The sequence below is a fragment of the Candidatus Bathyarchaeota archaeon genome (assembly GCA_026014585.1).
GTDB lineage: Archaea > Thermoproteota > Bathyarchaeia > Bathyarchaeales > Bathycorpusculaceae > Bathycorpusculum.
Map to the genome: position 1 here is coordinate 207,186 of JAOZIA010000022.1, position 19,849 is coordinate 227,034.

At 41.2% G+C, this 19,849-nt stretch carries 24 protein-coding genes; 19 read left to right on the top strand and 5 right to left on the bottom strand.

The genetic code is table 11. From position 1 onward, the window contains the following. Nucleotides 1-2: 2 nt before the first annotated feature. The 12 genes from NWF01_07855 to NWF01_07910 all read left to right on the top strand — a co-directional run bounded on the left by NWF01_07855 (nt 3) and on the right by NWF01_07910 (nt 10,419). A complete protein-coding gene (locus NWF01_07855; protein ID MCW4024931.1) occupies nt 3-1,355 on the top strand; it encodes a hypothetical protein in 1,353 nt (450 codons plus the stop codon). Between the two features lie 55 nt (nt 1,356-1,410). Continuing rightward, complete coding sequence (locus NWF01_07860; GenBank protein MCW4024932.1) at nt 1,411-2,271, top strand: phage tail tube protein; 861 nt, start codon at nt 1,411-1,413, stop codon at nt 2,269-2,271. A 2-nt stretch (nt 2,272-2,273) separates the two neighbouring features. Further along, complete coding sequence (locus NWF01_07865; protein MCW4024933.1) at nt 2,274-2,729, top strand: hypothetical protein; 456 nt, start codon at nt 2,274-2,276, stop codon at nt 2,727-2,729. Nucleotides 2,730-2,826: 97 nt separating this feature from the next. After that, nucleotides 2,827-3,165 carry an HK97 gp10 family phage protein gene (locus tag NWF01_07870; GenBank protein MCW4024934.1) on the top strand — a complete coding sequence of 113 codons (339 nt, stop codon included), beginning with the start codon at nt 2,827-2,829 and terminating at the stop codon, nt 3,163-3,165. A 158-nt stretch (nt 3,166-3,323) separates the two neighbouring features. Beyond that, nucleotides 3,324-3,800, top strand: coding sequence for a hypothetical protein (locus tag NWF01_07875; protein MCW4024935.1), 477 nt, complete (start codon nt 3,324-3,326; stop codon nt 3,798-3,800). After that, entirely contained in the window at nt 3,797-6,958 is a 3,162-nt protein-coding gene (locus tag NWF01_07880; protein MCW4024936.1) for a hypothetical protein, read from the top strand. Before NWF01_07875 ends, NWF01_07880 begins: the two co-directional genes overlap by 4 nt. Beyond that, nucleotides 6,951-7,145: a hypothetical protein gene (locus NWF01_07885; GenBank protein ID MCW4024937.1), complete on the top strand. Its 195-nt coding sequence runs from the start codon at nt 6,951-6,953 to the stop codon at nt 7,143-7,145. Before NWF01_07880 ends, NWF01_07885 begins: the two co-directional genes overlap by 8 nt. A 55-nt stretch (nt 7,146-7,200) precedes the next feature. Continuing rightward, entirely contained in the window at nt 7,201-7,626 is a 426-nt protein-coding gene (locus tag NWF01_07890) for a hypothetical protein (GenBank protein ID MCW4024938.1), read from the top strand. Continuing rightward, nucleotides 7,619-7,861: a hypothetical protein gene (locus tag NWF01_07895; protein MCW4024939.1), complete on the top strand. Its 243-nt coding sequence runs from the start codon at nt 7,619-7,621 to the stop codon at nt 7,859-7,861. The genes NWF01_07890 and NWF01_07895 overlap by 8 nt, the downstream gene beginning before the upstream one ends. Further along, on the top strand, nt 7,858-8,307 hold the full coding sequence (locus tag NWF01_07900) for a hypothetical protein (GenBank protein ID MCW4024940.1): 450 nt from the start codon (nt 7,858-7,860) through the stop codon (nt 8,305-8,307). Before NWF01_07895 ends, NWF01_07900 begins: the two co-directional genes overlap by 4 nt. Next, nucleotides 8,255-9,703 carry a terminase family protein gene (locus NWF01_07905; GenBank protein MCW4024941.1) on the top strand — a complete coding sequence of 483 codons (1,449 nt, stop codon included), beginning with the start codon at nt 8,255-8,257 and terminating at the stop codon, nt 9,701-9,703. The genes NWF01_07900 and NWF01_07905 overlap by 53 nt, the downstream gene beginning before the upstream one ends. 131 nt (nt 9,704-9,834) lie before the next feature. Continuing rightward, nucleotides 9,835-10,419, top strand: a complete 585-nt coding sequence (locus NWF01_07910; GenBank protein MCW4024942.1) for a hypothetical protein — start codon at nt 9,835-9,837, stop codon at nt 10,417-10,419. A 56-nt stretch (nt 10,420-10,475) separates the two neighbouring features. Here the strand turns inward: NWF01_07910 and NWF01_07915 are convergent, their stop codons facing one another. Further along, the gene (locus NWF01_07915; GenBank protein ID MCW4024943.1) at nt 10,476-10,784 is read right to left on the bottom strand and encodes an ASCH domain-containing protein; all 309 of its coding nucleotides are present in this window, start codon (nt 10,782-10,784) and stop codon (nt 10,476-10,478) included. Nucleotides 10,785-10,992: 208 nt separating this feature from the next. Continuing rightward, the gene (locus NWF01_07920; protein MCW4024944.1) at nt 10,993-11,961 is read right to left on the bottom strand and encodes a hypothetical protein; all 969 of its coding nucleotides are present in this window, start codon (nt 11,959-11,961) and stop codon (nt 10,993-10,995) included. A 149-nt stretch (nt 11,962-12,110) separates the two neighbouring features. Between NWF01_07920 and NWF01_07925 the strand changes: the two genes are divergently transcribed. Then, a complete protein-coding gene (locus tag NWF01_07925; GenBank protein MCW4024945.1) occupies nt 12,111-12,860 on the top strand; it encodes a hypothetical protein in 750 nt (249 codons plus the stop codon). Between the two features lie 48 nt (nt 12,861-12,908). Here NWF01_07925 and NWF01_07930 read toward each other — a convergent pair whose 3' ends face one another. Next, the gene (locus NWF01_07930) at nt 12,909-13,205 is read right to left on the bottom strand and encodes a hypothetical protein (GenBank protein MCW4024946.1); all 297 of its coding nucleotides are present in this window, start codon (nt 13,203-13,205) and stop codon (nt 12,909-12,911) included. 108 nt (nt 13,206-13,313) lie between these two features. On the opposite strand from NWF01_07930, the gene NWF01_07935 reads away from it, so the two are divergent. Continuing rightward, nucleotides 13,314-13,577, top strand: coding sequence for a hypothetical protein (locus NWF01_07935; protein ID MCW4024947.1), 264 nt, complete (start codon nt 13,314-13,316; stop codon nt 13,575-13,577). A gap of 185 nt (nt 13,578-13,762) precedes the next feature. Here NWF01_07935 and NWF01_07940 read toward each other — a convergent pair whose 3' ends face one another. Then, the gene (locus tag NWF01_07940; GenBank protein ID MCW4024948.1) at nt 13,763-15,718 is read right to left on the bottom strand and encodes an ATP-dependent endonuclease; all 1,956 of its coding nucleotides are present in this window, start codon (nt 15,716-15,718) and stop codon (nt 13,763-13,765) included. A gap of 263 nt (nt 15,719-15,981) precedes the next feature. Between NWF01_07940 and NWF01_07945 the strand changes: the two genes are divergently transcribed. Continuing rightward, nucleotides 15,982-16,593, top strand: a complete 612-nt coding sequence (locus NWF01_07945; GenBank protein MCW4024949.1) for a hypothetical protein — start codon at nt 15,982-15,984, stop codon at nt 16,591-16,593. Between the two features lie 54 nt (nt 16,594-16,647). Here the strand turns inward: NWF01_07945 and NWF01_07950 are convergent, their stop codons facing one another. Beyond that, nucleotides 16,648-18,084, bottom strand: a complete 1,437-nt coding sequence (locus tag NWF01_07950) for an ABC transporter ATP-binding protein (protein ID MCW4024950.1) — start codon at nt 18,082-18,084, stop codon at nt 16,648-16,650. A 369-nt stretch (nt 18,085-18,453) separates the two neighbouring features. Here NWF01_07950 and NWF01_07955 point away from each other — a divergent pair, with 369 nt between their 5' ends. The 4 genes from NWF01_07955 (at nt 18,454) to NWF01_07970 (ending at nt 19,602) form a co-directional block, all read left to right on the top strand. After that, nucleotides 18,454-18,636: a hypothetical protein gene (locus NWF01_07955; protein MCW4024951.1), complete on the top strand. Its 183-nt coding sequence runs from the start codon at nt 18,454-18,456 to the stop codon at nt 18,634-18,636. 391 nt (nt 18,637-19,027) lie between these two features. After that, on the top strand, nt 19,028-19,207 hold the full coding sequence (locus NWF01_07960; GenBank protein ID MCW4024952.1) for a hypothetical protein: 180 nt from the start codon (nt 19,028-19,030) through the stop codon (nt 19,205-19,207). Between the two features lie 26 nt (nt 19,208-19,233). After that, nucleotides 19,234-19,371, top strand: coding sequence for a hypothetical protein (locus NWF01_07965; protein ID MCW4024953.1), 138 nt, complete (start codon nt 19,234-19,236; stop codon nt 19,369-19,371). Nucleotides 19,372-19,386: 15 nt separating this feature from the next. Then, a complete protein-coding gene (locus NWF01_07970) occupies nt 19,387-19,602 on the top strand; it encodes a hypothetical protein (protein MCW4024954.1) in 216 nt (71 codons plus the stop codon). The last annotated feature ends 247 nt before the right edge of the window (nt 19,603-19,849 follow it).

A 19,849-nucleotide genomic window follows, 5' to 3' on the forward strand; every position in this document is an offset into this window, starting at 1 on the left:
TCGTGGTTCTTGACACAATTGTTTATCATGTCAGCGAAAAGACGTCTCCAGATTTCCTTATTCACACACCAAGCGTTAATGATGTTTACCAGCAGATTTTAACAGCCAACAATGACAAGGTTCCCAATGTTGTTTTGCTTCCAGAGTATAATGCTCATGCGGTTTGGGCTGATGAAGCCGCTTGGATAACCGCTAACTTCCAAGATATTCCCGTTATGGTTGACTGCGCTGGGGGTTGGGAGCATCATGTAACCGTTGAAGAAATTGCGGCATTAATTGCTGCTGGCATTCAGGTTAAATGGGTTCGTATTGCTGAGCTCGTAAGTTATTATGAAGAGTGGTTACACGAGGAGTTCCCGGACGATTATGTTATTGGTCTCTTGGAGTTTTGCAGGGCAAATAACATTAAAGTTTACTTTTGTGAGTGGAAAATATCCGCCTTTGACAAAGTTCTTGAAGTTATAGAGGGCTTTGAGGACATTGTCACGGTTGGTTTTAAGACTAATTCGGGCGATATGGAACCCGCGCAGGGCTTCAAATTTCTTGTTGATAAATTGCGTGCTATTTCGCCTAATCCTGAGCATTGGGGCGCCACAATTGAAACGTGGTATTGGGAAACTAGACACCGCGGCTTAGCTGCTCATCCTGAAGCGGATGTTTTTGAGCCTAACAATATGCCGGTTAGCTTCATGGTTTGTCACATGCAAGAGGCTGTAGCTATGCCTAATGTTTGGTATAGTGGCGCTGAACTGTTGCAGTTTGAGGCTTACTGGTGGTTCTTTGAGAACACTACGGGCAAAGCACGCGAGAGCCTAAAGACAATTCACCGTTACTTGAACTCTCAAGTTGCTCTTGCCCCTAATAGCACGGTGATACTTGAGCTGCTTAAGGCTGAATGGATTGGTGCGCCTGCTAAAGCCGATATTGAGTGGCTTGATGGTAGAGCTGCGCCGTTGTCTCCTTTTGATATTCAGCCGTCAAGTTTTGATTTTAAGAATATGACCAAAAAGTATGCGGTGAGCTGCTATAGTCTGGGCGAAGCTGGAAACCGCTGGATGCGAATGGAGACAATCTCTGTTGAAGTTTTGGTTAAGACTTTGGGAACTACGCTTGATAAAGCATCTTTCATTAGGGAGAAGATGCGCGTTGAGGTTGAGCGAATAATTTTCCTATACAGCAGGCTTGGTCCGTTGTGGGATCCTGGTACTGGCGTGATGCATCGGCGTGTTGTTCCTGGTTTGGTTGATGTTTCTGTGGTTCAGATGGCCAATAAGGTGGATGATTCCAATTTTGCGCGCGTAACTGTGCAGGTCAAGTGCAGTTATTTTCCTAAGAAATTATGGGTGTCAAAGTAATTGAGGGAACAAGAAATGAAAAAGAAGATAGAAAAGTCGTTGGGAGCTGAGTAAAATGCCAGTGTATGCCGGTGCAGGTTCCCAGTTCAACTATATTTTAGAGAATTATTTAGGCGCTCCTCTACCTGAAACCCCAGCGTTTAAAACTCTTATCGCTGACGATATTGAGCCAGGTATTGACCCATCACTGATTAAGGTTCGTGGTTGTGGCAGTCGTGATTTAGTGGCTCTTAAGCGTGGCTTGCTAAAAGCTGACCTTAAAGTGATTTATCCGCTGCCCTCCGATGACATAATGAATTTTGTTCATCATGTGGTCGACTGCTACGCAATGACTGTCTCGGTTCTTGATGAAGGACCTGACGAGCTGATTGATTTGCTTTATACTGGCTCACGCATTGATAAAGCCACTATTTCCTGTGCAATTGAGGACGTGCTGAAGGCTGAATGCGAGTTAATGTCTCAGGATGTTACGGGGGCATCGGCAAAGCCTGAAGGTGCAACCTACACCCCGCTTAGTGGTGCAGTATCTTGGGAAGACGTGGCAGTTCTCAAAGGTGATGCTGATGGCTCTAATTTGTCGCCTTTTGAGGTGACTACTGATTGGAAGTTTACCATTGCAAATAACTTGAAAAGGGTTGGAGTTATCCGTGCATCTAATCCGACTAAGCCTAAGTACATAATTCCTTTGCATCGTGACCTTTCAGGCGAGTTAACTTGCACTTTTGAGAGCAAGGACCAGTATTATGCTGCCGCTGCGGGCGCTTTTAGTTTGAAGTTTGACCTTAGCGCGGGTAAGTATTTCTTGTTTAAGAATTGCCAATGGGAGAAGGTTAACTCTGTTCGGAAGCCTGATGATATTGTTTCCATGAAGCTTGCGTTCACTGCATCATCGTTTGTTGACAGTGAGGAGGCCTAATCATGGGTACTGAAAATTTAGAGATAGATGGACGCTTCGGTGAAGAGTACCGGGGCAAATATTGCTTCAAAGAGATAACTTGGGCTAAAAGAAACCGCATTATCCAAAAGCACACAAAATACAACAAATTAACTGGCGATGTGGATAGTAGCGATTTCATAGCAATCCAAGCTGAAACAATTATGGCCAGTTTGCATGGGCAGCCTGAGAGTCACCCAATTACTCTGGATAAGCTTCTTGGCGAGGAAACAGGTGTCCCGATTGAGCTTGGGGAACTTTTCAGTAAAGTCGTAAACAAGCTGAACGCTTTGAGTCATGAGGACCTGCGTTTTTTATTAGTGCAGTTAAGCGAGGCAGACCGCATCCAGCTCTTAGCGAGTTTAGGCTTTGTAAAGAGTTCGGTTGGACCATCACCCAGCTTAGAAGGCAGCCTGCAAAAGGCGTCCAATCCTTCATAGTGATCCTAAAGCAGATGGATGCTGAGGTAGAAAAAGAAAAGGAAAAAGCAGATAGGGAGGGCAAAAAACGGTAGAAGTAGCGTGTGATGTTGACGGTATAGTTGAGTTTCAAGCGGCGATGTTGCAACTTGATTATGCTTTGGTGAATCAGGTTTACCGTTTTTTGGTTAGTTGGGCTGCTGACGTTAAGGCGTTGGCTGAAAAGTTGGTTCCTGTTAAAACGGGGTATCTGCGGAGCACTATTTACGCTGTGGTTCAGAATTGGGTTGTCAACGTTGGCGCAGATGCTACTTATGCATATTTTGTGGAGGCTGGAACCAAGTACATGGCGGCTCAACCGTACTTGTACCCTGCTATTCAGCAGTATTTGCCACAATTGGAAGAGGTCATTTTAGCTGCGATTGATGCGGCAAAAGCGGAGGCTGGGTTCAGATAAGCCTACGTGACATTAGTATTGCTGTTCGCGCTGAGAATCAAGCTTCCTCAGTTTTTCGCACGATTTCTTCAGATGTCATTAACTTGGGGGTTTCTTTTGGCGCTTTAGATTCAGCTACGGGTCGAAGCGTTATGCAACTTTTCTCAGTTGTTCGTTTAATGACAAGTCTTAAAGCTATTTTGGCAACCACTACAGCTGCGCAGGCTGCTAATAATACAGCGGTTGCAACTGGTGCCGGTGTTCAGTCAACTTTGGCGATTTCAACTACTGGCGCCATGACGGCTCAAGTTGCCCAGAATACGGCAACTCAAACGGGAATTATTTCTCAAACGTTGCATGCTATTCGAATGGGGATTTCTTCGGCTGCACATGCTGTTTACACCGTGGCTTGTTGGGCTGCCACTACCGCGGCTAATGCGTTAAACATTAGCACTGCGACTTTTCTGGCTTTGACAGGTGTTGGGATTGCCGTTATTGTGGCGGCTGCCGCTGCTGTAGCCAGTTTTGCCAGTAGCATGAACTCTGCAACTGCAAGTGTTAAGGGTTTCAATGATGCATCAGCTGATACACCTTCGCGTATGCATAGTGTTCAACGTGCTGGGGAGAGTGCGTTGTATAGGAGAGGTATTGAGTGAGCGTTGGCGGTGTTGGCAATCCTTTGGTTGCTATGGTTTTTGGTAGCGTTGGTGTTCCCCAATCTGACGTGATTACTGTTTCAGTTCATTTTGGTTGCTCAAAAGAAGTTAGCAGTTTTGAGGCTCTCCTGCAGAATTGGGACGGCAAATACAGTCCTAATGGAGCTCACCCGATTACGGTTGGATCTCCAGGCGGGATTGGGATTTGCCGCGAACCCTATAACCCCAACGTTTCGCCTGTTATTAGCGTCAAAGTTGAAGGCGTTCAATACGAGAGTACACCTTTTGAGAATTATATCAGGGTAAGTGGCAGATGTTGGGGTGAGAAGCTTTTCCGTCAAGTTGTTAACAAGACCTACCGTAACATGAAGGGCGAGGCAATTGTTAAGGACCTGCTGGATAACTATGTTGGATTAAGCCATGTTAGAGGCGCCACTGAGTTAGTTGAAAACACGGACACCACTTATACTAAGCTGGAGTATGTGGACACTCCAGTTTGGGATATTTTAAAATATATTGCTGAAACTTCCGATACAGCGGGTATTATCGGTTATGATTTTCGGGTTGCTCCCGATGGCAAGTTTGAGTTTTTCGCCAAGAATAGCAAGACAAACGGCGTTAGTTTGGTTGAATCTGTTGAGTCAAGCAGGTATCGCAAGGATATTTCTAGGGTACGCAATAAAATCACAGTTTACGGACTTGCTGATAAGAGTGCACCTTTGGATAAGGATGCTTGGACTGAGAGTTTAAGTGTGGCTGACGGTGCCTGGTCATCTGCTGCGGGTTCAGTTTTTGTTGATAGTGGTAGCAAAGCACGTGGAAACAGCAGTATTAAATGTACTGTCCAGAACAATTATTTTGGTTCTGCCATGTTTATTTTGAATTCGGGCAGAGAAGTTAACTGTAACTTGTATCCGACGTTGTCGTTCTTTTTGGCTCAGAAAGGCTTCAGTGGAAGTGTTCAGCTCATATTATTTGATTCCGATGGAAAAGGCGCTTCCAAGTATATGTCTATAGGTGCTGACGAGAAGTGGCATCAATCATCATTAAGGGTTGGCAGTGATGCCGGTGACGAATTTGAGTCGGTGCAAGAGGGCTTTGATTGGACTCATGTAAAAATTGTTAGAATTGACTGCCACTTTAACAGCACAGGTTCGGGTACTTTTTGGGTTGATGGCTTATTCTTTGGAGGTCGTCGTTATAGTGCGGTACGTGAGGATTCAACCAGTCAATCGGATTATGGATTGCGGGAATATATTGAGGTTGATGAGGAGTTATTTAGCGATAACGAGTGCGATTTGAGGGCAAAGTCGCTTTTGGCTTACTTGAAAAGCCCTGCAGAGTACCTTACAGTTCAGAGCACGGTTATTGATTATGTGACTAACCCTGTTCTTGCAGGCGATAAAGTTTCGGTTGCTTTGCCAAATGAAGGTGTAAGCGGATTTTTCCGCGTTGAATCGGTAGAGTATAATGTTGATGCTAAAGCACAAACGCTTGAGTTAATTTTTGAGTTGGGTAAGGAGCCGCCGCAGGTTGCAGATTACCTTTATGGTCTGAGAACGTTTACGGTTAATGTTGAGAAGTTAGCTAGGACAAAGACAGGTCGGGTGGCTGGCGTGTCTGGAGGTAGCGGTGGCGGGGGCGGTGGTTATTTTGGCGGCGAATTTACTATTCCGACAGAGGCTGCGAGTTTTACTCGGCAGGGTTTGCTTGATTTAATTTGGGGGTTTGAAAATGGTGTTTGGCAGCCTCAATTCCAGACTATTCCTCTGGGAACAAGCTATATTCGCTTCTATGACAAATTATCCCTAAATTACGTTGACTTGGGCATAGTAACCATTAGCGAGTCAAACAATGACCCGATTTTGACGGTTAGTCAGGGGTTTGTGGTTAAGAAGGATATTTCCTGTGGCGGGTTTTTGGCTGCTAATCAGGGTATGCTTGGGTTGGGCAGCGGGATGTTTGCGCCTTATGACCAGCCGATGGTTTGGTTGATGCATAGTGAGTTAAGCCAGTTGCATAATGTTGAAAGGCGTGATTCTGCACCAAGTGATCCAGCTTACGGTCAGATGTATATAGACGATAATACGGACATTGTTTACCGTTATCTTGGTTCTTGGGTGAACCTTGGCAGTGAAGACGACTTTGGGCTTATGGATAGGCTGCATATTTACCGCAGCAATCATGCGACTCATGCAAATCTTGAATGTGAGCACTTATACGCTACCAGTTTGGGCACGCAGGACGAGCCGATCTATTATCTAGACGTGACATACTTGTTTATTCATGCTGGTGAAGCCTACGCTATTTTGAAGGCTGGAGCAGATGAAGAGGAAACCTATGTTTATCCTGAAAACTTTGTTGGGCTTGGAACTGAGGCGCACCCGTTTGAGTGGATAAACACTAAGCGGATTTTTATTCAAGCTGGAGAAACATACTCAATTCTTAGCGGCGGCGTCTCTGAGGATTCACCTTATAACAACTATATTTTCCCTGATAGTTCAACAGGTTTGGGTTCTGCTGAGCATCCCTTTGCATGGTTAAACACGCAGTTTCTCTACATTCAAAGTGGCGCTACTTACTCGATTTTAAGCGGTGGGCAAAGTGGTTCTGCACCTTATTACCCGTATGTTTTCCCTAATAGCCCGATGGGGCTTGGTTCGGATAATCATCCTTTTGCCTGGTTGGATGTTAATGCTTTGTATTTGTTTTCTGCTGGTGGGGCGGCTGCTACTGTGGGTTTTGACGGCTCATGGATTGTTGTCAATAAGGGTATTGTCCCTAATGCAACCAACACTTACGTGCTGGGTCATGGTGGGGCTTACTGGAATGCAGTTGTCGCTTACACGGTTTATTGTCATTCTGTTAGTCAAAGCCTTGATGCGCTCGATGACAGGCGCATAATTCAAAATTACAAGACTAAGAAGGCAACTCACCCGGCAACCAACGAGGAACTTGATATCATTGATTTGGATAGTATTCCCGAAATTAAGGCTGATTCTGAGGATTTAGCTGATTTTATTGATTTTGGGAAGGCTATGCGGTTGAGTCTTGGTGCCATTAAAATGATTGGTTCTGAGATGGATTCTTTTGATGCGCGGTTACGCAAAATTGAGGATAACATCAAAGGTCCTGGGCAGGTGAAAACTGATGGATGAACCAAAACCAAATTTGCCTCCTGAGATTGCGCAGCGGATTACTGTAATTAAGTCTCGGGTTAGCACGTTTTACCTTTCGGCTGCTGATTTGATTAGAGACTTTGATGAGGTTACCAAAATCTTGGTTGATGAAAACGTGAGGTTGCGCAAGGATAACGAAGATTTAAAGAAAGGTAAGAAGCAATAACCCCCTTTTTTGGGAATAAAAAATCAAAGTAAATAAAAATTGGAGAAGGAAAAAGATGAGTAAACAACAAATGATGAAAACTTTGGAGAACATCAAGCCAGGGGACCTTATCGCTGTTGATTGGTGTGATGCTTCAACTGGAAAGAGTAGTATGAACGGTGGAAACATTGATGTTCCTGTTCGGAGCTGGGGCGTTTTTTTGGGCTTGATGGGTGTACGTACCAAGCAGATTGTTATGGCTCAGAATAGTTTTAAGTATTCTGATTCACTCTTTGATATGGATTATACTGCTATTCCGCTTGGTTGGGCTATTGAAGTTAAAATTCTGGTTACGGCACACATTAACCCTGACGTAGCTCGTGATATGGCACACTGTTTTGCTATGACAGGCACTAATGGCATGGCCAGAACAACAGTTTCAGGTTCCCGGTCGCCTCGCATGTTTGTACATCGTATGCAGAGGTTGAGGTGTCATGGATAATCTTGTTAAGCGTGCTTTGACTCGTAGGCGTCAGTTGCGCGGACGCCCAGAGGTTGAGGAACCTGATGAACGGTTAGTTCTTGGTGTTGAATTTGCCATAGGTATGACTATTTGCTTGTCTGCATTGGAAGTTGCACACATGGCTTTTTTGGGCAGTTGGAATAGCGAGATTTTCGCTGCCATCACCTGCTTGACGGGCACGATTATTGGCTTGTTTGTTGGGAAGAAAGCATGACTAAAGGTAAGCCTTGGTCACCTGAACAGGAGAAGCAATTGAAGGACCTTGTTGATGCTAAGGCTTCGTTAGCGGTTATTGCTAAAAAGTTGGGTAAGCCTGAGGAGGCGGTGCGCCAAAAGATGCGGCGGTTAGGTTTAGAAGTAGTTGACCGCAAAAAAATTATTTGTTCAACTACTTCTCAAAAGTTGCCTGCTGAGTTGCCAAGCGTTGAAGAGATGCTTGGAAAGTTGGTGGCTGCCGTTAATGCTTTAGAGACGCCTGGTTTGGATAAATCTGAGGTTTTGCGGTTGCGAGGTATTATCGCGGGCGTTAATTCGTATCAGGGGCTTTTGGCTGATTATTTGGATTACCGGGGGCTTGAAGCTGAGCTAATGGAGTGGAGAACTAAATATGCCGAATTTTCTAAAAAGAGCACGAGCATTTCGCCCCAAAAAACTGCTTGAGGAGCGCCGTAAACTTCGTGAGCAGGCGCTTGCAATCGAGATGGAACGGCTTAGCAAAGTTGAATCCCTAAAGACGGATCCACTGGAGTTTTTCCGTCAAGTTTTAGGTGTGGAGCCTACAGATTATCAAAAGGAGCTTATTGCGCTTTTCCAGAAAAACCAGTTTGTTGCAGCTCGTTGGAGTCGACAATCTGGCAAAAGCTTTACAACGTCAGCTTTGTTGTTGAACTATGCTTTGGTTAATCCGAACGTGTACATCTGTGTTGTTGGTCCTTCGTGGCGCCAAACGAAGATAGTTATTAGGCGTATTGGGGATTTTGCTCGAAGGCTACCGCCTGGCTCAAAAATTGTTGTTCAGAAAACAAAGATTACCTGTCCTAACGGTAGCATTATTGAGGCCTTCCCAAATTCGCCTGAAACTATCAGAGGCCCTACGTTTCACTGCGTGTACATGGACGAAAGTAACTTCATCGCTAACGCTGACGAGATTTATGATGCAGTTCTGCCAACGTTAGGCACAACCAACGGCAAGTTTATTGCAACAAGTACACCATGGAACACTGATAGCTTATTCTGGAAAATGTGCAATCATAAGGACTTTGAAGATTTCGCTCGCCATCATGTAACTTGGGAACGTGCCAAAGAGCCTAACGGTCCACTTAAGCTCAATATTCTGGAGAAAATCCGCAAGCAGTACCGTGACGATCCAGCAAGGTGGCGACGTGAATATGATGCGGAGTGGGCTGAAGATGAAGACGTTTGGCTATCACAGAACCTTATCGCCCAATGCATCGGCACAGTCAAAAGCTGTGGTGATGACCTGCAGCCGTTTAACCCTGAAGCGGAGTATGAAGGCGAGTTTTACGCTGGGTTGGATCCTGCGCAAACTAGGGATTATCATGTTTTGAGTGTGACTGAGCTTGTGGATCAGAAGCTGTATCTTAGGCACTTGAAGATTTTTCCGCATCCAACTTATGATGCTTACGTGCTTGGCTACATTAAGACGTTACAGGACCGTTGGGGAGGCTTCCGAAAAATCCGAGTGGACATAACCAGGGACGGGCCAAGCTTCATAGCTGACATGGAAAATGCCGGTATCGAGAACGCGGAGGGCGTCGTGTTCAGTTCACCCAGAAAAAGCGAGATGGCTAGTTTGCTTAAGAAGCGTATGCAGGATAACCGTTTCTTCTATCCGCTGCTAACTTGGGAAAAACCCTACAAGGGCGATATCTGTAACGAGTTTAATGTGGAGCGGTTTGCTTTGCGTGCTGATGGCGGGTTGGCGTTTAGTCATCCACAGGGTACACATGATGACGTGTTTTGGGCGTCTGCATTGTCGGTTTTTGCCACAACTGAGATGACGACTAATCCGGAGTTGTTTGTTGTTCCGAGGTGATTGTTTTGGGTGGAAAATTGTTTGACATAATAAACAGCTACCGAGATACATCAGCTTTCCAATGGCTGAATTGCACGGTAGGCTTTAGACTGCAAAAGTCTTAAATCCTCAAAACACAGAAATAGCAAACTATGACTGATTCAATCGATAAAAATTGCGTTGCTTTGGGCGTTTTGTTTGGCGTTTTGATTAACGGAATTTTTTTATCAATCTTATCTTTTTTACATTTAGATTTTCAAGAAGGCGTATTAATCTCAACAGCAACTATGATCACCTTCATTTTAGCGATATTGGTGTTCAGAAATAAGCTTTTTACTCAAAAAGAAAAACCTGTTTCTAAACAACCTGAAATAAAAGAAGTCAAAGATAACTCTGAACTGATTGACAAAAACGCAGAGTTTCTAAAAATACAAATTTGTTCCAATAGAGCTCACACTATTCTCACAATTCAAACATCAATAACTTTTGTTGCGTTCGGCTTGGTATCCGTTTTTTACAGTATTTTTTTCCAAGGCTATTTTAGTTTTGAAATAACAAAAACGCTCTATGGACTATTTGGAATTTGCATAATTATTTTATTTGCTATAGGCTCAGTTGTTAAAATAATTAGAACTTATCTTCAAAACATGGCTAAAATTTCAGATTTGGTTGAAGATGTTAATAATGGTAAACCTCTATCGCCTTTAAAAGAGTTAATTAAATTTAAAAATGATTAACTTTTTTAACATAATGAATTTTCAACATAGTTGTGGCCTGTTAGTGTTTTTCCTTTTTATACTTTGCAAAATTCGTAAGCGGTGACGATTTGTGTTGGGTTCCAGGGTTGCTTGGTTATTTTTTCCCATTCTTCTTTGAATTCTTGGAGGTTTTGGAATCCTTCAGCTTTTGCTTGTTCTTCTGTTATGTCGCCGAGTTTTTGTTCGTATCGTTTGTTGATTTTTATATGGTCTTTGGCTTTTTCGCTGTAGTTTTCTTGGATTGGTTGTATGCTTCCTTCGCGGTATCTTATTTTGCTGATGCGGCGGGTTTGTGTTTTTGTGCCTGCTCTGATTTTAGCTGCGAGATGGCTTCTGAATAGCATGGATTTGGATTGGATTAAGTTGCTTATAACATTTTAGAGTATGTTGTTTGTTGCCTATGGAAAAAGGCGAGCTCTGTTTGGATAACGTAATTAGAGAATACTTGTTTAAGCAAGGTGTCAATTTCCTTTTTTCAAAGCATAGTTCACCAAATGGGGAATAGGACCTGACTGTGAAGTAATATAAAATCACTACTCATAAAAAAGTGGGTTATGTGCATTTTTGGCAGTAATAATGCTTGCTAATTAGTCCTTTTGATATAATGCAGTCTTTGCATATTGTTGCTCCGCATTTTTCGCATTTTTTTGTGTGCTCTTGACAAATCAGATTTTGGCATGCCGCACATATATTGGTTGGGAAATCTTCGCATGTTCCACCTAGAAATTTTGTTTTTGAGCATTTAAGTTCGTCAAGTACTAATTCGCCAGAATAGCCAAGGTAATCTCTTTTGAATGTTTTTTCAGAGTTTGGGTGCCTGTAGGTCAGGTGAAATAGTGGGACAGCAAAAACACCTGTGGATTCGAATTCTAAAATGTCTTTTTTCTTAAAGGTGAATGTGGCTTCTCTTATGCCGGAGTCATATCCTTGGGCTGATTGGATAGTGTATTTCTTTTTTATAGCTAGATTGTTGGTTAGCCAATTAAAGACATCTTGTTGAATTTTATCGCCTGAAACCATCTGAGGGGGCGTTAGGTTTTTAATGAATTTAATCGATGGCTCATCTTCGAGAGCGTTATCATTTATGATTCTAATACATTCCCGTGGGAGATTGTCCTTGAAATCGTTCGGTGAAGGATAATAACCATTGTCTGAATAAAAAGCATGATTGATGATGCCGTTAAGAGGATTGGTGAAAATATAGCCACGGATATCTGCTTTAACGATAGTGTTTCCTCTCTTTATCTGCTTGAATGTGTGAAATTTAAAGACTTGAAATAGGTTAAAAGCAAGCATTACATTCGTTAAACTAAAATTTTCAAGTTTTTTTGCGTCGTCTGTGTTAAAAGTTGCTTTTCCATATTTTATCCGCTGATCTATTGCTATCTTGGTGTTGGTTTCTTTTTTTGGGGTTGTTATAACTTGGAAGTATCTTCCACAGTTGTCGCAGCAGTATTCGCTGCCTGTTTTTTTGATTGATGGGGAGCCACAGTTTGGACAGCAAATTTCAATAACGCTCATGCGCTAAGTCCTCTATCATTAATAGGGTGTTCAATTGAAAAGGCTTTTGAATTAAACGTGAGCTGTCTCCGTTGTTGTACAAGTTGAATCACAAGTTTCTTATACAGTTAGTTGTCAGATAAAATAATCAAAGCCAAGTGATATGAAAGATGGTTATTAAAGATAAATTTGAAACTGGCATATTTTGGGAGTTATACAAGGATTTAGAGCGGCAATTCGAGGATTACGTAGAATATGTTCCTTACCTAAAAGACTCTCCAGGTGGCAATAACCCTAAAGGAAATGAGCGTGTCTACTCATTTAAGTTATTAAGTTTAATTTTGTCAATAGGTGGTTATGTAGATTCAGTTTTTAAAGAAATGGCACGTTACAAAGACTTCATAGACCCTGCATGTAAAGAAGAATGTAGAAAAATCTTGACTGAATCAAAAAAACATAAGCAGATAGGAGTGCGTACATTCATTAATACCTTCGAAAAAGAATACGCGCTTTCTCAACACTCAGTCATTTTTAAGTGCTTACCAAGTCGGGAGGAGCTATATCCATTTGCGCATCAAAAAAATGGTCATAATATTCCTGAGTGGTGGACATTTTACAATGGGTTGAAGCATGATTTGAGTTTAAACCTAAAGAAGGCAAATTTAAGAAATGCTCGCGATGCTCTAGCAGGTGCATTTATTCTTAATGTTACTCATATCCCTTCAGTTTTTAGGCTGAACGATTCTGGAGTATTAAAATGTAAATATGATTATTCTATAAAAACGGCGGATCTAAAGAGACAAATCTGGGGGAGCAAACCAGCCGCAACTATTGAGACCACATTTTTCATTTATGATTACGAGAATAATCCTAGTTATAAATTTAAAATTAATGATAATTTTAAAAAATATTTAAAGTGATTAATTTGGCTTTAGAGGAAGATGACTCATTGTTTTGTTCCTTTAGAGTTATGGGATTTCTTCTTTTGAGTTGATTTCGATTTCTATTTTGATTGGTGTGATGTCAAATTTTCCTTGCAAGGTCACTTCATATCCTGAGCCTAATTCTGCTATTGCTTTTTGGATGTGGTCGTAGAATATTTTTGCTATCTTTTGTCTTTCCGGTGAAGGCGGTTTTGACGTTATCATGCTTAAAGGTTTTGTTTGAAGTTGGCTTAAAGTTTGTTGTATAAAACTTTTAAGTGTTGATCGTGCAAATATCTTATCAGTAACTATGAAGAAACCGATAACCTTAGCAGTAATCACGGTATTATTGGCTTCATTATTAATTATTCCTGTTCATGCAGAAGGGGCTTTGGTGATTACTTCAGCAGGGCTTATAGCATACAAATTGAAAATTGTAAGGGTGAACTCATGAAAGAAATTGATTTTGAGACAGCTAAAGCAATACATGAAATAGGGAAAAAAACCGATAGAGCGGCACTGAAAATAATCAAAAAACTTGGGCTAAAGGATAAGCAGGCCATTAGTGAAGATGAGTTACTAGTTGTGGTTAAGGTCTTTTACCCTGAGGATTATGCTTATAAAATGAATATTTTGTTAGAGAGTAAATATTTCAAAACCGTCTATTTTCTTGATTTGAAGGCCAAACGGGATGATTCTGAATTAATTTATTAAAAATTCCCAAGTTGAGACTACCTGCCGGCGGGATTTTCCGTTAGGCTTTCAGGGGGTTTTATGTAATTGTGATAAATTTGGCATCCTTGCAGGACTGCTTATTCTACTTTGCTGAACTCGTAAGCAGTGACTAGCTGTCGGGGGTTAAGGCTAAAAATGGAATATCTTAACCCTTTTTAGTCGTGTTAAACTTGTTGCTCTTGAAGTCCGGTGTATTTTTGTAATATTTTGTCTACAATCGTGCATAATTTTTGGCAAGTTAAGGTCTGGGCTCTAAAATCTTTGATTATCTCGCATACTGCATAGGGGTTTTCCATAACATAATTTGGTTTCCCTAATTGTCTTTCTTGACAGTATTTAGCTATCCCTCTGTTAAAGTTGGGTTCGTTAATATCATCTCTAAATTGTTTTTCTAAATTTGTTTGTATACAGGAAAAATCATCGGTAATCTTTGACGGATAATCTTCTGGTTGACAGCCAAAACTTCTGAGGATGTTGTGATTAGCGTTGATGCCTTCGGTTTTGTTTAAGTCAGAGTCCCAAACAGCGTACAGAGGTATTTTCAAGCTTTTGAATATTGATATGGCCTCTGTCATGCTGTCTTTCCCTGAGCATGGAATAACACAAATTCCTTTACTTTCCAAATTAATATTTCTTGTTAAGGCTTCACCAACTATAAGTGCCCTGTCCTTGATTCCTTCAACTAGAACAACTAAAACTGCAAAAAAGCCTTCATTAACCCAGGGACTCATCAAAGAAATCAGCCTTTGCATTAATGCCGCTTGGGTAATTGAACCAGTACGTTCGTTCTTTGCAGTTTCAACTGCGCGTGCAATTTCTGATAAATCAGCAAAAGATATCTGAGTTTCAGCTGGTTTATTGCCTTCTCCTTTTTTTCTTTTGAAAATTCTCAGTTGATTAACTCTCTGAAAATCAATTAAAAGGGGTGAATGGGTCGAATACGTTATTTGTATATTGGCTATTGCGCCTTCAATTCCTTTTTGAGATAATTGTAATAATGTTTGGGCGAAATGTCTTGTTCTGTCGGGATGTTGGTAAAGTTCAGGTTCTTCAATACCTATTATTAGACTCGGTGAAGTAGTTGAATCTGCTTCAGCGGACTCTGATTTTGAAGCAATTTTAGCTTGTATAATTGCTAATTCTTGGAACATGGATAGAACAAAAGCACGTTGTAATCCGTTCCCGCAGCGGTCGACAGTATTTTGATACCCGCCCTCCTTTAAAGTGATAAATGCTCTTGGAAGATTAATGTGAACACCTGTTTCGTCATCGATCCATTGGATTCTAACCTCTGAATCTACGACAAAATTGTTTAAATTTTTAGTTAAACTTCCCTCTAAACCTTTTAGCTCTTTATTGTTTTCGGGGTTAATTAGTTCTTTAAATCTTTTCTGTGTTTCACTTTGAAGTTTAATTATTTCAGTATGAGTAGCAAGAGTACTTTTGACTACTAAGCCCATTAATTCCTCAAAAACAGTTCCCTTTTGTTCAGATGCCTCATCGCTCACTTCTTGAACTGCAGGTATGAAAATAAACTTTGTATATTTTTCCAACCGGTGTTTTCCTACGTTTTGAAAACCAAAGAATTGGTCGTCTGCTCTAACAGGCTTACATTTTACTTTGTTTGCTGATTCCCATTCTTGTAAAACTGCTATTGCGCTGCCTTCGTTGGAATATTCTGGAAAAGTCGTGTACTCTTCTTTTTCTCTGATTTTTTTATACTCTTTTCGCATTTCTTGCCCTGAAGATTTTCTGAAAGCTTCAAAGTCAGGATTCTCATAACTTGTTCCATAGTACTTTTGAATTGGTTTGAATTCAGAATAAGCGATTGTCTTTTCTACAACCAATTGGTCACCATTAACGTAATGTTCAAATAGCTTCTTTTCTTGAGTTGAAAGATTGCTAAATTCGACAATTATTGAAATGGGTTCATTAGTGTTATTGCAATAGTAATCTTCTTTTCTTATTGAAATGCTTGTTTTATAAAACAAGCCTAAAATATTTAGCAAACAAGACTTACCCACACCATTTCTGCCAACTAAAACTGTTAAATCATCAAAAGGAATGGTGACATCTTTTAAGCACCTGTAATTTTTAACAGAAATGTTCTTTATTTTCATACAATAACACATTCTTCAAATGAGTTGGTGCTTATTTATTGCAGTAAAGTTTTAAGCTTTTCCATTAAATATGTGTTGTAAGTTTAACATGATTCTCTTTTTGATATTGCTGCGAGTGTTTAAGTGAAAAAACCTAAATACCAAATTAGCCGTAAAAGGTTTGATGAATCCCAAAATCAAAAATGTCCTATCTGGGTTAATGGATTTAGTTCAGTCATAGTAGTAAAGCCAAAAAAGGGGAAATTCGATAGAGGAATTTAGTTATGACAATATCAGAAAAGGAATTGTACGGAAATGTTATTAATACTATGAAGGGAGTTTTTGACCTGAATTATCTGGAAAATCCTAAAACTATGATTGACGGTCGCCAAAACATACCTCCTGAATGGGTTACAAACCCAAACTTAGAAGATACTCATGATACTCATGCTAAATTATCAGAGGAAATAAAGTCTCATTTTGACATAATAATGTTCGGAAAACTGTATGGCTCAGACATTCGACCAGATATTATGGGATATGTAATTAAAAAAGAGGGAACTAAACCCGAACTTATTATCGTTGAGGTAAAAAAAGATGATATTGCACTACTGGATGTCATGCAAGCAAGACTATATGAATTATTTTTCAAATCAAAGTTTACATTTTTATTATCGCCAATGGGGATAACAAGAGAAAAAATGGAAGCTATAATGTTGCATGATAATCTCCTTAGAGGTAATGTAATAATTGGAAGCTGTGGTGATGAAGGAAAAAACTTTACTATTGACCCAAAGCTGAAAGACAAATTGCCAAAAGAGTTAAAGAAATTTCAGAAGTTTTGTAGATTAGCACCCGATATGCAACAGTGGAAAAAATTGTGGTCGTCACCCTAAAATGCACCAGAACCCAAAAAGATCTATTTAAGAGAGTTATAGTTTTGGCAGTTTTTATTGGCTCCAAAATAGGTATACTTTTGTTTGTAGGAGAATGGTGGCTATTTTTATGAGTTTGGCTAACTTTTCTATGTTTGCTTTTTCAAGTTCTTCTGGATAGTTGTTTGTTGGTTCTCCTTTTTTGTGGCGTATGGCGCCAAGTGCTTCTCTGAACATTGGATGGCCGTTGTGCACGAAAACTGCTCTTAGCTCGGTTAATTGGCTGGTGCTTAAGCTTTGAAGTTTTCCGATTACATAACGTTGGCTGCCTAGAAAACGCAGGTCCAGCCCTAATTTTTCCAGTTCTGCTGTTACGTTGGTGGCTGCTTTGGGTGGTTCTTTAACGAGAATTTTTTTCATGCCTGCGTGTTCTGCGAATGGGTTGTATTTGGGCATGACTGCTATCATTTCAACGTGGGGCGTGCCTGCCAGCGGTAGAGAATCTCTGATTAGTTTTTCGCCTAGTCCAATGGTTCTGTATTTTGGGTGCACTACGATTCTGCTGATTATGCTTAGTTTTTGGTTGAGTTCTTTTAGGTCCATTTTTGGCAGCACCAAGCTTCTGCCTGCGCATTGGGGGAATGGGTAGCAGTAGACTATGACGGCGCAGAGTTCGTCTTTGCGGCGTATGCAAAAGATGGCGCGTCTGGCGCTGGTGTTGTGGCTGCGGTAGTGGAAGTTGCTTAGTTTTTGCCAGTCTTCCAGGGCGCCGCGTTCAACTTTCATTTCTTTAATTAGGCTGCATTCTGCTGCAGGTGTGTTGGGGTAATATTTTATGTCGATTTCTTCGCCGAAGCGTTTGCGCACAAGCACTGAGGGTGATAGATCCGCGGTTAGGTCGTCGTGTGTGGTTGCTACAATGACGGCTTTTCCTTGTTGCCTTGCGAGTTTTTGCAGGTTGTAGGCTACTATTTTGGCTGTGTCTCGGTCAAGGGTTGCTGCGAACTCATCTGCAATCAGCCATTGTTTTTTGCTCTCCAAAAACTTGGCCAGCCGATAACGGAAGCGTTGGCCATCGCTCAGTTGACTATATTTGCGCAAAAATAAGAAGGCGTCGTTTAAGCCAACTTTGCTTAACAGTTCTATTGCTTGCTCGATAGTGTCGCCGACTGTTTCAATTATTGGTTTTTCGGGGTCAATTTTTACTTCTGACATTTCTAGGGCTTCGGTTCCCAGGTCTGCCCTGATGCCGCGGAGTAGAACGCTTTTTCCGCTGCCGCTATCTCCGGTGATGTACACGATATCTTGAGGTTTTATGTGGAGTTCAGCGTTTAGAACTGGGAATTTTTGGGCGTCGTCAATGCCTAAGCCGAATGCTTCTGCAATTTCTATGGTGCGCTCGGTTACTTGGGCACGGGTTTCATATTCTACACAAAATTTGAAGCGATTATTTTTCTTATCGTAAGTTCTTCTGAACTTGTATATTTTGATTGATTCTGGTCTATTGCGCATTTATTGTCATAGCTATTCGACCTTTTCAACGCTAAGAGTTTTTTGATTTTGGCTTTGCTTGTTTTCTAGTAGTAGTTGGTCCCCTTTGCGCCAGCCTAGTATTTTGAGTTGTTCTTTTGGTATGGTTAACATTAGGCTGTTTCCTTGTTTTCGGAGTTTTACTATTGTTTTGATGCTTGTTCACGCCTAGCGGTTGATAGTTTGTAATTCCTTGGAAGTCCATATAAGGTTAGGTGAATACAAGTAATTACAAGTAATTACTTGTAAGGCTGAGCGTATTTTTGTCGAACATGTCCATTAAAAACTTTGAATAGCCAAAATTATTTATTTTAATAAAGGTAGCTCTCACGCAAGAGAGTGAGCGGTAAATTGCTAGAAAAGTCTGATGTGCGCGGTTGGGATGATTGTCTTGATTTAGTTTTAAGTATCTTAAGTGAAGCAAAAACCCTTGAAGAAGTGCGGAGTGGAGTTGAATGTTTACAAATTTTGGTCAAGGGTGAGAAGTTGGAACTTCTTAAGAGCGAGCTTGGTGTTATTGGAGCGCTTTTTTAGCTTCGCGCTCACTCTTTGCTTCCAGAACTTGTTTGACTTCCATTAGTTTTTTGGCTATTGTTTTCCCATCACCGGTTAGCTGTATGTATCGGGTGTATGGGGGGCGTCTTTCTTCGTCAATTAATTCTAATTCTGATAGTATGTTTAGTGCATGGTAGAATGTGCTTTTTGCGACGTTTATTTTTATGTCGGCTATTTTGCTTTTGCCCTTTTCGTAGAGGAATAATAGAAGTTGGATTGTTCCTTTGTTTTCTAATTCTTTGATTGACGTTTTGTTGTTTCCCTCCTTTGGGTTACTTGTTTACATTTCAGATTCCAGATTATGGGAAAGTTTTATAAATAATTTATGATATTACAATCCAGAATCTGGAATATGGAATGTGGGGTTCGGATGAAAGAAGAAATAATTGGAGCAGTCAACCCAATTCTGCAAGGAAGTCAGCAATACAACAGTTTGTATGTGCTAATACCTAGTAAGTTGAGAGAGAAAAAAGGAATTACCGAGCAGACTTCATTCGCCGTTATTGAAGCTGAAAACGGTGATATAATCTATCGCAAACAGGGGGATTAACGCTGAACAATAAAGACTGCGTTGATGTGATTGTTCGCAATGTTCCAAAACGGCTTCTTGATGATTTTGACCGCAAAGTTGTTGAAAAATCATATCCAGGTGGTCGCGCGGAAGCTATCCGTGATTATATGAGAAAAGCAATCCAAGAGCACAAACCGCTCTAACAGCAGGTTTTTGATATGCGTAAGAAAAATTTTGCTGCAGGCGCTTGGTGTCCAATTTGTCATTCTAAACTTGACGCTGCGTGTAGGTGTCAGGTGCATGGTGTTATGCGGGCTGCTTTGCCCTTTGATCCAACCGTCGACGGCTCGGCTTCGCTAGTGACTGCTGATTTGCGGTCTGGCGCGTTGGTTACTCAGGGTGTTGCTGAGGCTTCTTTTGCGGAGGCTATCTGATGGGTCGCAGTGAGATTGACGAGCCAGGAGCGGAACGGAGTTTTAGGGCGTTGCAGGCAGCCCAGGTTTCGGAACGTTTTGAGATTCCGCAGGTTTTCAAAAAAAAGGAGGCTTGATTAGTTGGCTCAGTGGGGTTCGCCTAAAATTATGTTTGGCCATCCAGGGAAGCATCGTTGGATGCGCAAAGTTGTTGTGCCTACTTCTGGAAAAGGTAAACAGGTGCGTGCTCGTCGGGTAACTTTGGCGG

Bases quoted from the DNA above. Each gene is read 5' to 3' on its own strand.
- NWF01_07945 (MCW4024949.1), top strand. From the start codon at position 15,982: ATGACAATATCAGAAAAGGAATTGTACGGAAATGTTATTAATACTATG.
- NWF01_07865 (MCW4024933.1), top strand. From the start codon at position 2,274: ATGGGTACTGAAAATTTAGAGATAGATGGACGCTTCGGTGAAGAGTAC.
- NWF01_07950 (MCW4024950.1), bottom strand. From the start codon at position 18,084: ATGCGCAATAGACCAGAATCAATCAAAATATACAAGTTCAGAAGAACT.
- NWF01_07915 (MCW4024943.1), bottom strand. From the start codon at position 10,784: ATGCTATTCAGAAGCCATCTCGCAGCTAAAATCAGAGCAGGCACAAAA.
- NWF01_07925 (MCW4024945.1), top strand. From the start codon at position 12,111: ATGGTTATTAAAGATAAATTTGAAACTGGCATATTTTGGGAGTTATAC.
- NWF01_07970 (MCW4024954.1), top strand. From the start codon at position 19,387: ATGCGTAAGAAAAATTTTGCTGCAGGCGCTTGGTGTCCAATTTGTCAT.
- NWF01_07890 (MCW4024938.1), top strand. From the start codon at position 7,201: ATGAGTAAACAACAAATGATGAAAACTTTGGAGAACATCAAGCCAGGG.
- NWF01_07860 (MCW4024932.1), top strand. From the start codon at position 1,411: ATGCCAGTGTATGCCGGTGCAGGTTCCCAGTTCAACTATATTTTAGAG.
- NWF01_07910 (MCW4024942.1), top strand. From the start codon at position 9,835: ATGACTGATTCAATCGATAAAAATTGCGTTGCTTTGGGCGTTTTGTTT.
- NWF01_07905 (MCW4024941.1), top strand. From the start codon at position 8,255: ATGCCGAATTTTCTAAAAAGAGCACGAGCATTTCGCCCCAAAAAACTG.
- NWF01_07940 (MCW4024948.1), bottom strand. From the start codon at position 15,718: ATGAAAATAAAGAACATTTCTGTTAAAAATTACAGGTGCTTAAAAGAT.
- NWF01_07960 (MCW4024952.1), top strand. From the start codon at position 19,028: ATGAAAGAAGAAATAATTGGAGCAGTCAACCCAATTCTGCAAGGAAGT.
- NWF01_07875 (MCW4024935.1), top strand. From the start codon at position 3,324: ATGACAAGTCTTAAAGCTATTTTGGCAACCACTACAGCTGCGCAGGCT.
- NWF01_07895 (MCW4024939.1), top strand. From the start codon at position 7,619: ATGGATAATCTTGTTAAGCGTGCTTTGACTCGTAGGCGTCAGTTGCGC.
- NWF01_07885 (MCW4024937.1), top strand. From the start codon at position 6,951: ATGGATGAACCAAAACCAAATTTGCCTCCTGAGATTGCGCAGCGGATT.
- NWF01_07935 (MCW4024947.1), top strand. From the start codon at position 13,314: ATGAAAGAAATTGATTTTGAGACAGCTAAAGCAATACATGAAATAGGG.
- NWF01_07900 (MCW4024940.1), top strand. From the start codon at position 7,858: ATGACTAAAGGTAAGCCTTGGTCACCTGAACAGGAGAAGCAATTGAAG.
- NWF01_07920 (MCW4024944.1), bottom strand. From the start codon at position 11,961: ATGAGCGTTATTGAAATTTGCTGTCCAAACTGTGGCTCCCCATCAATC.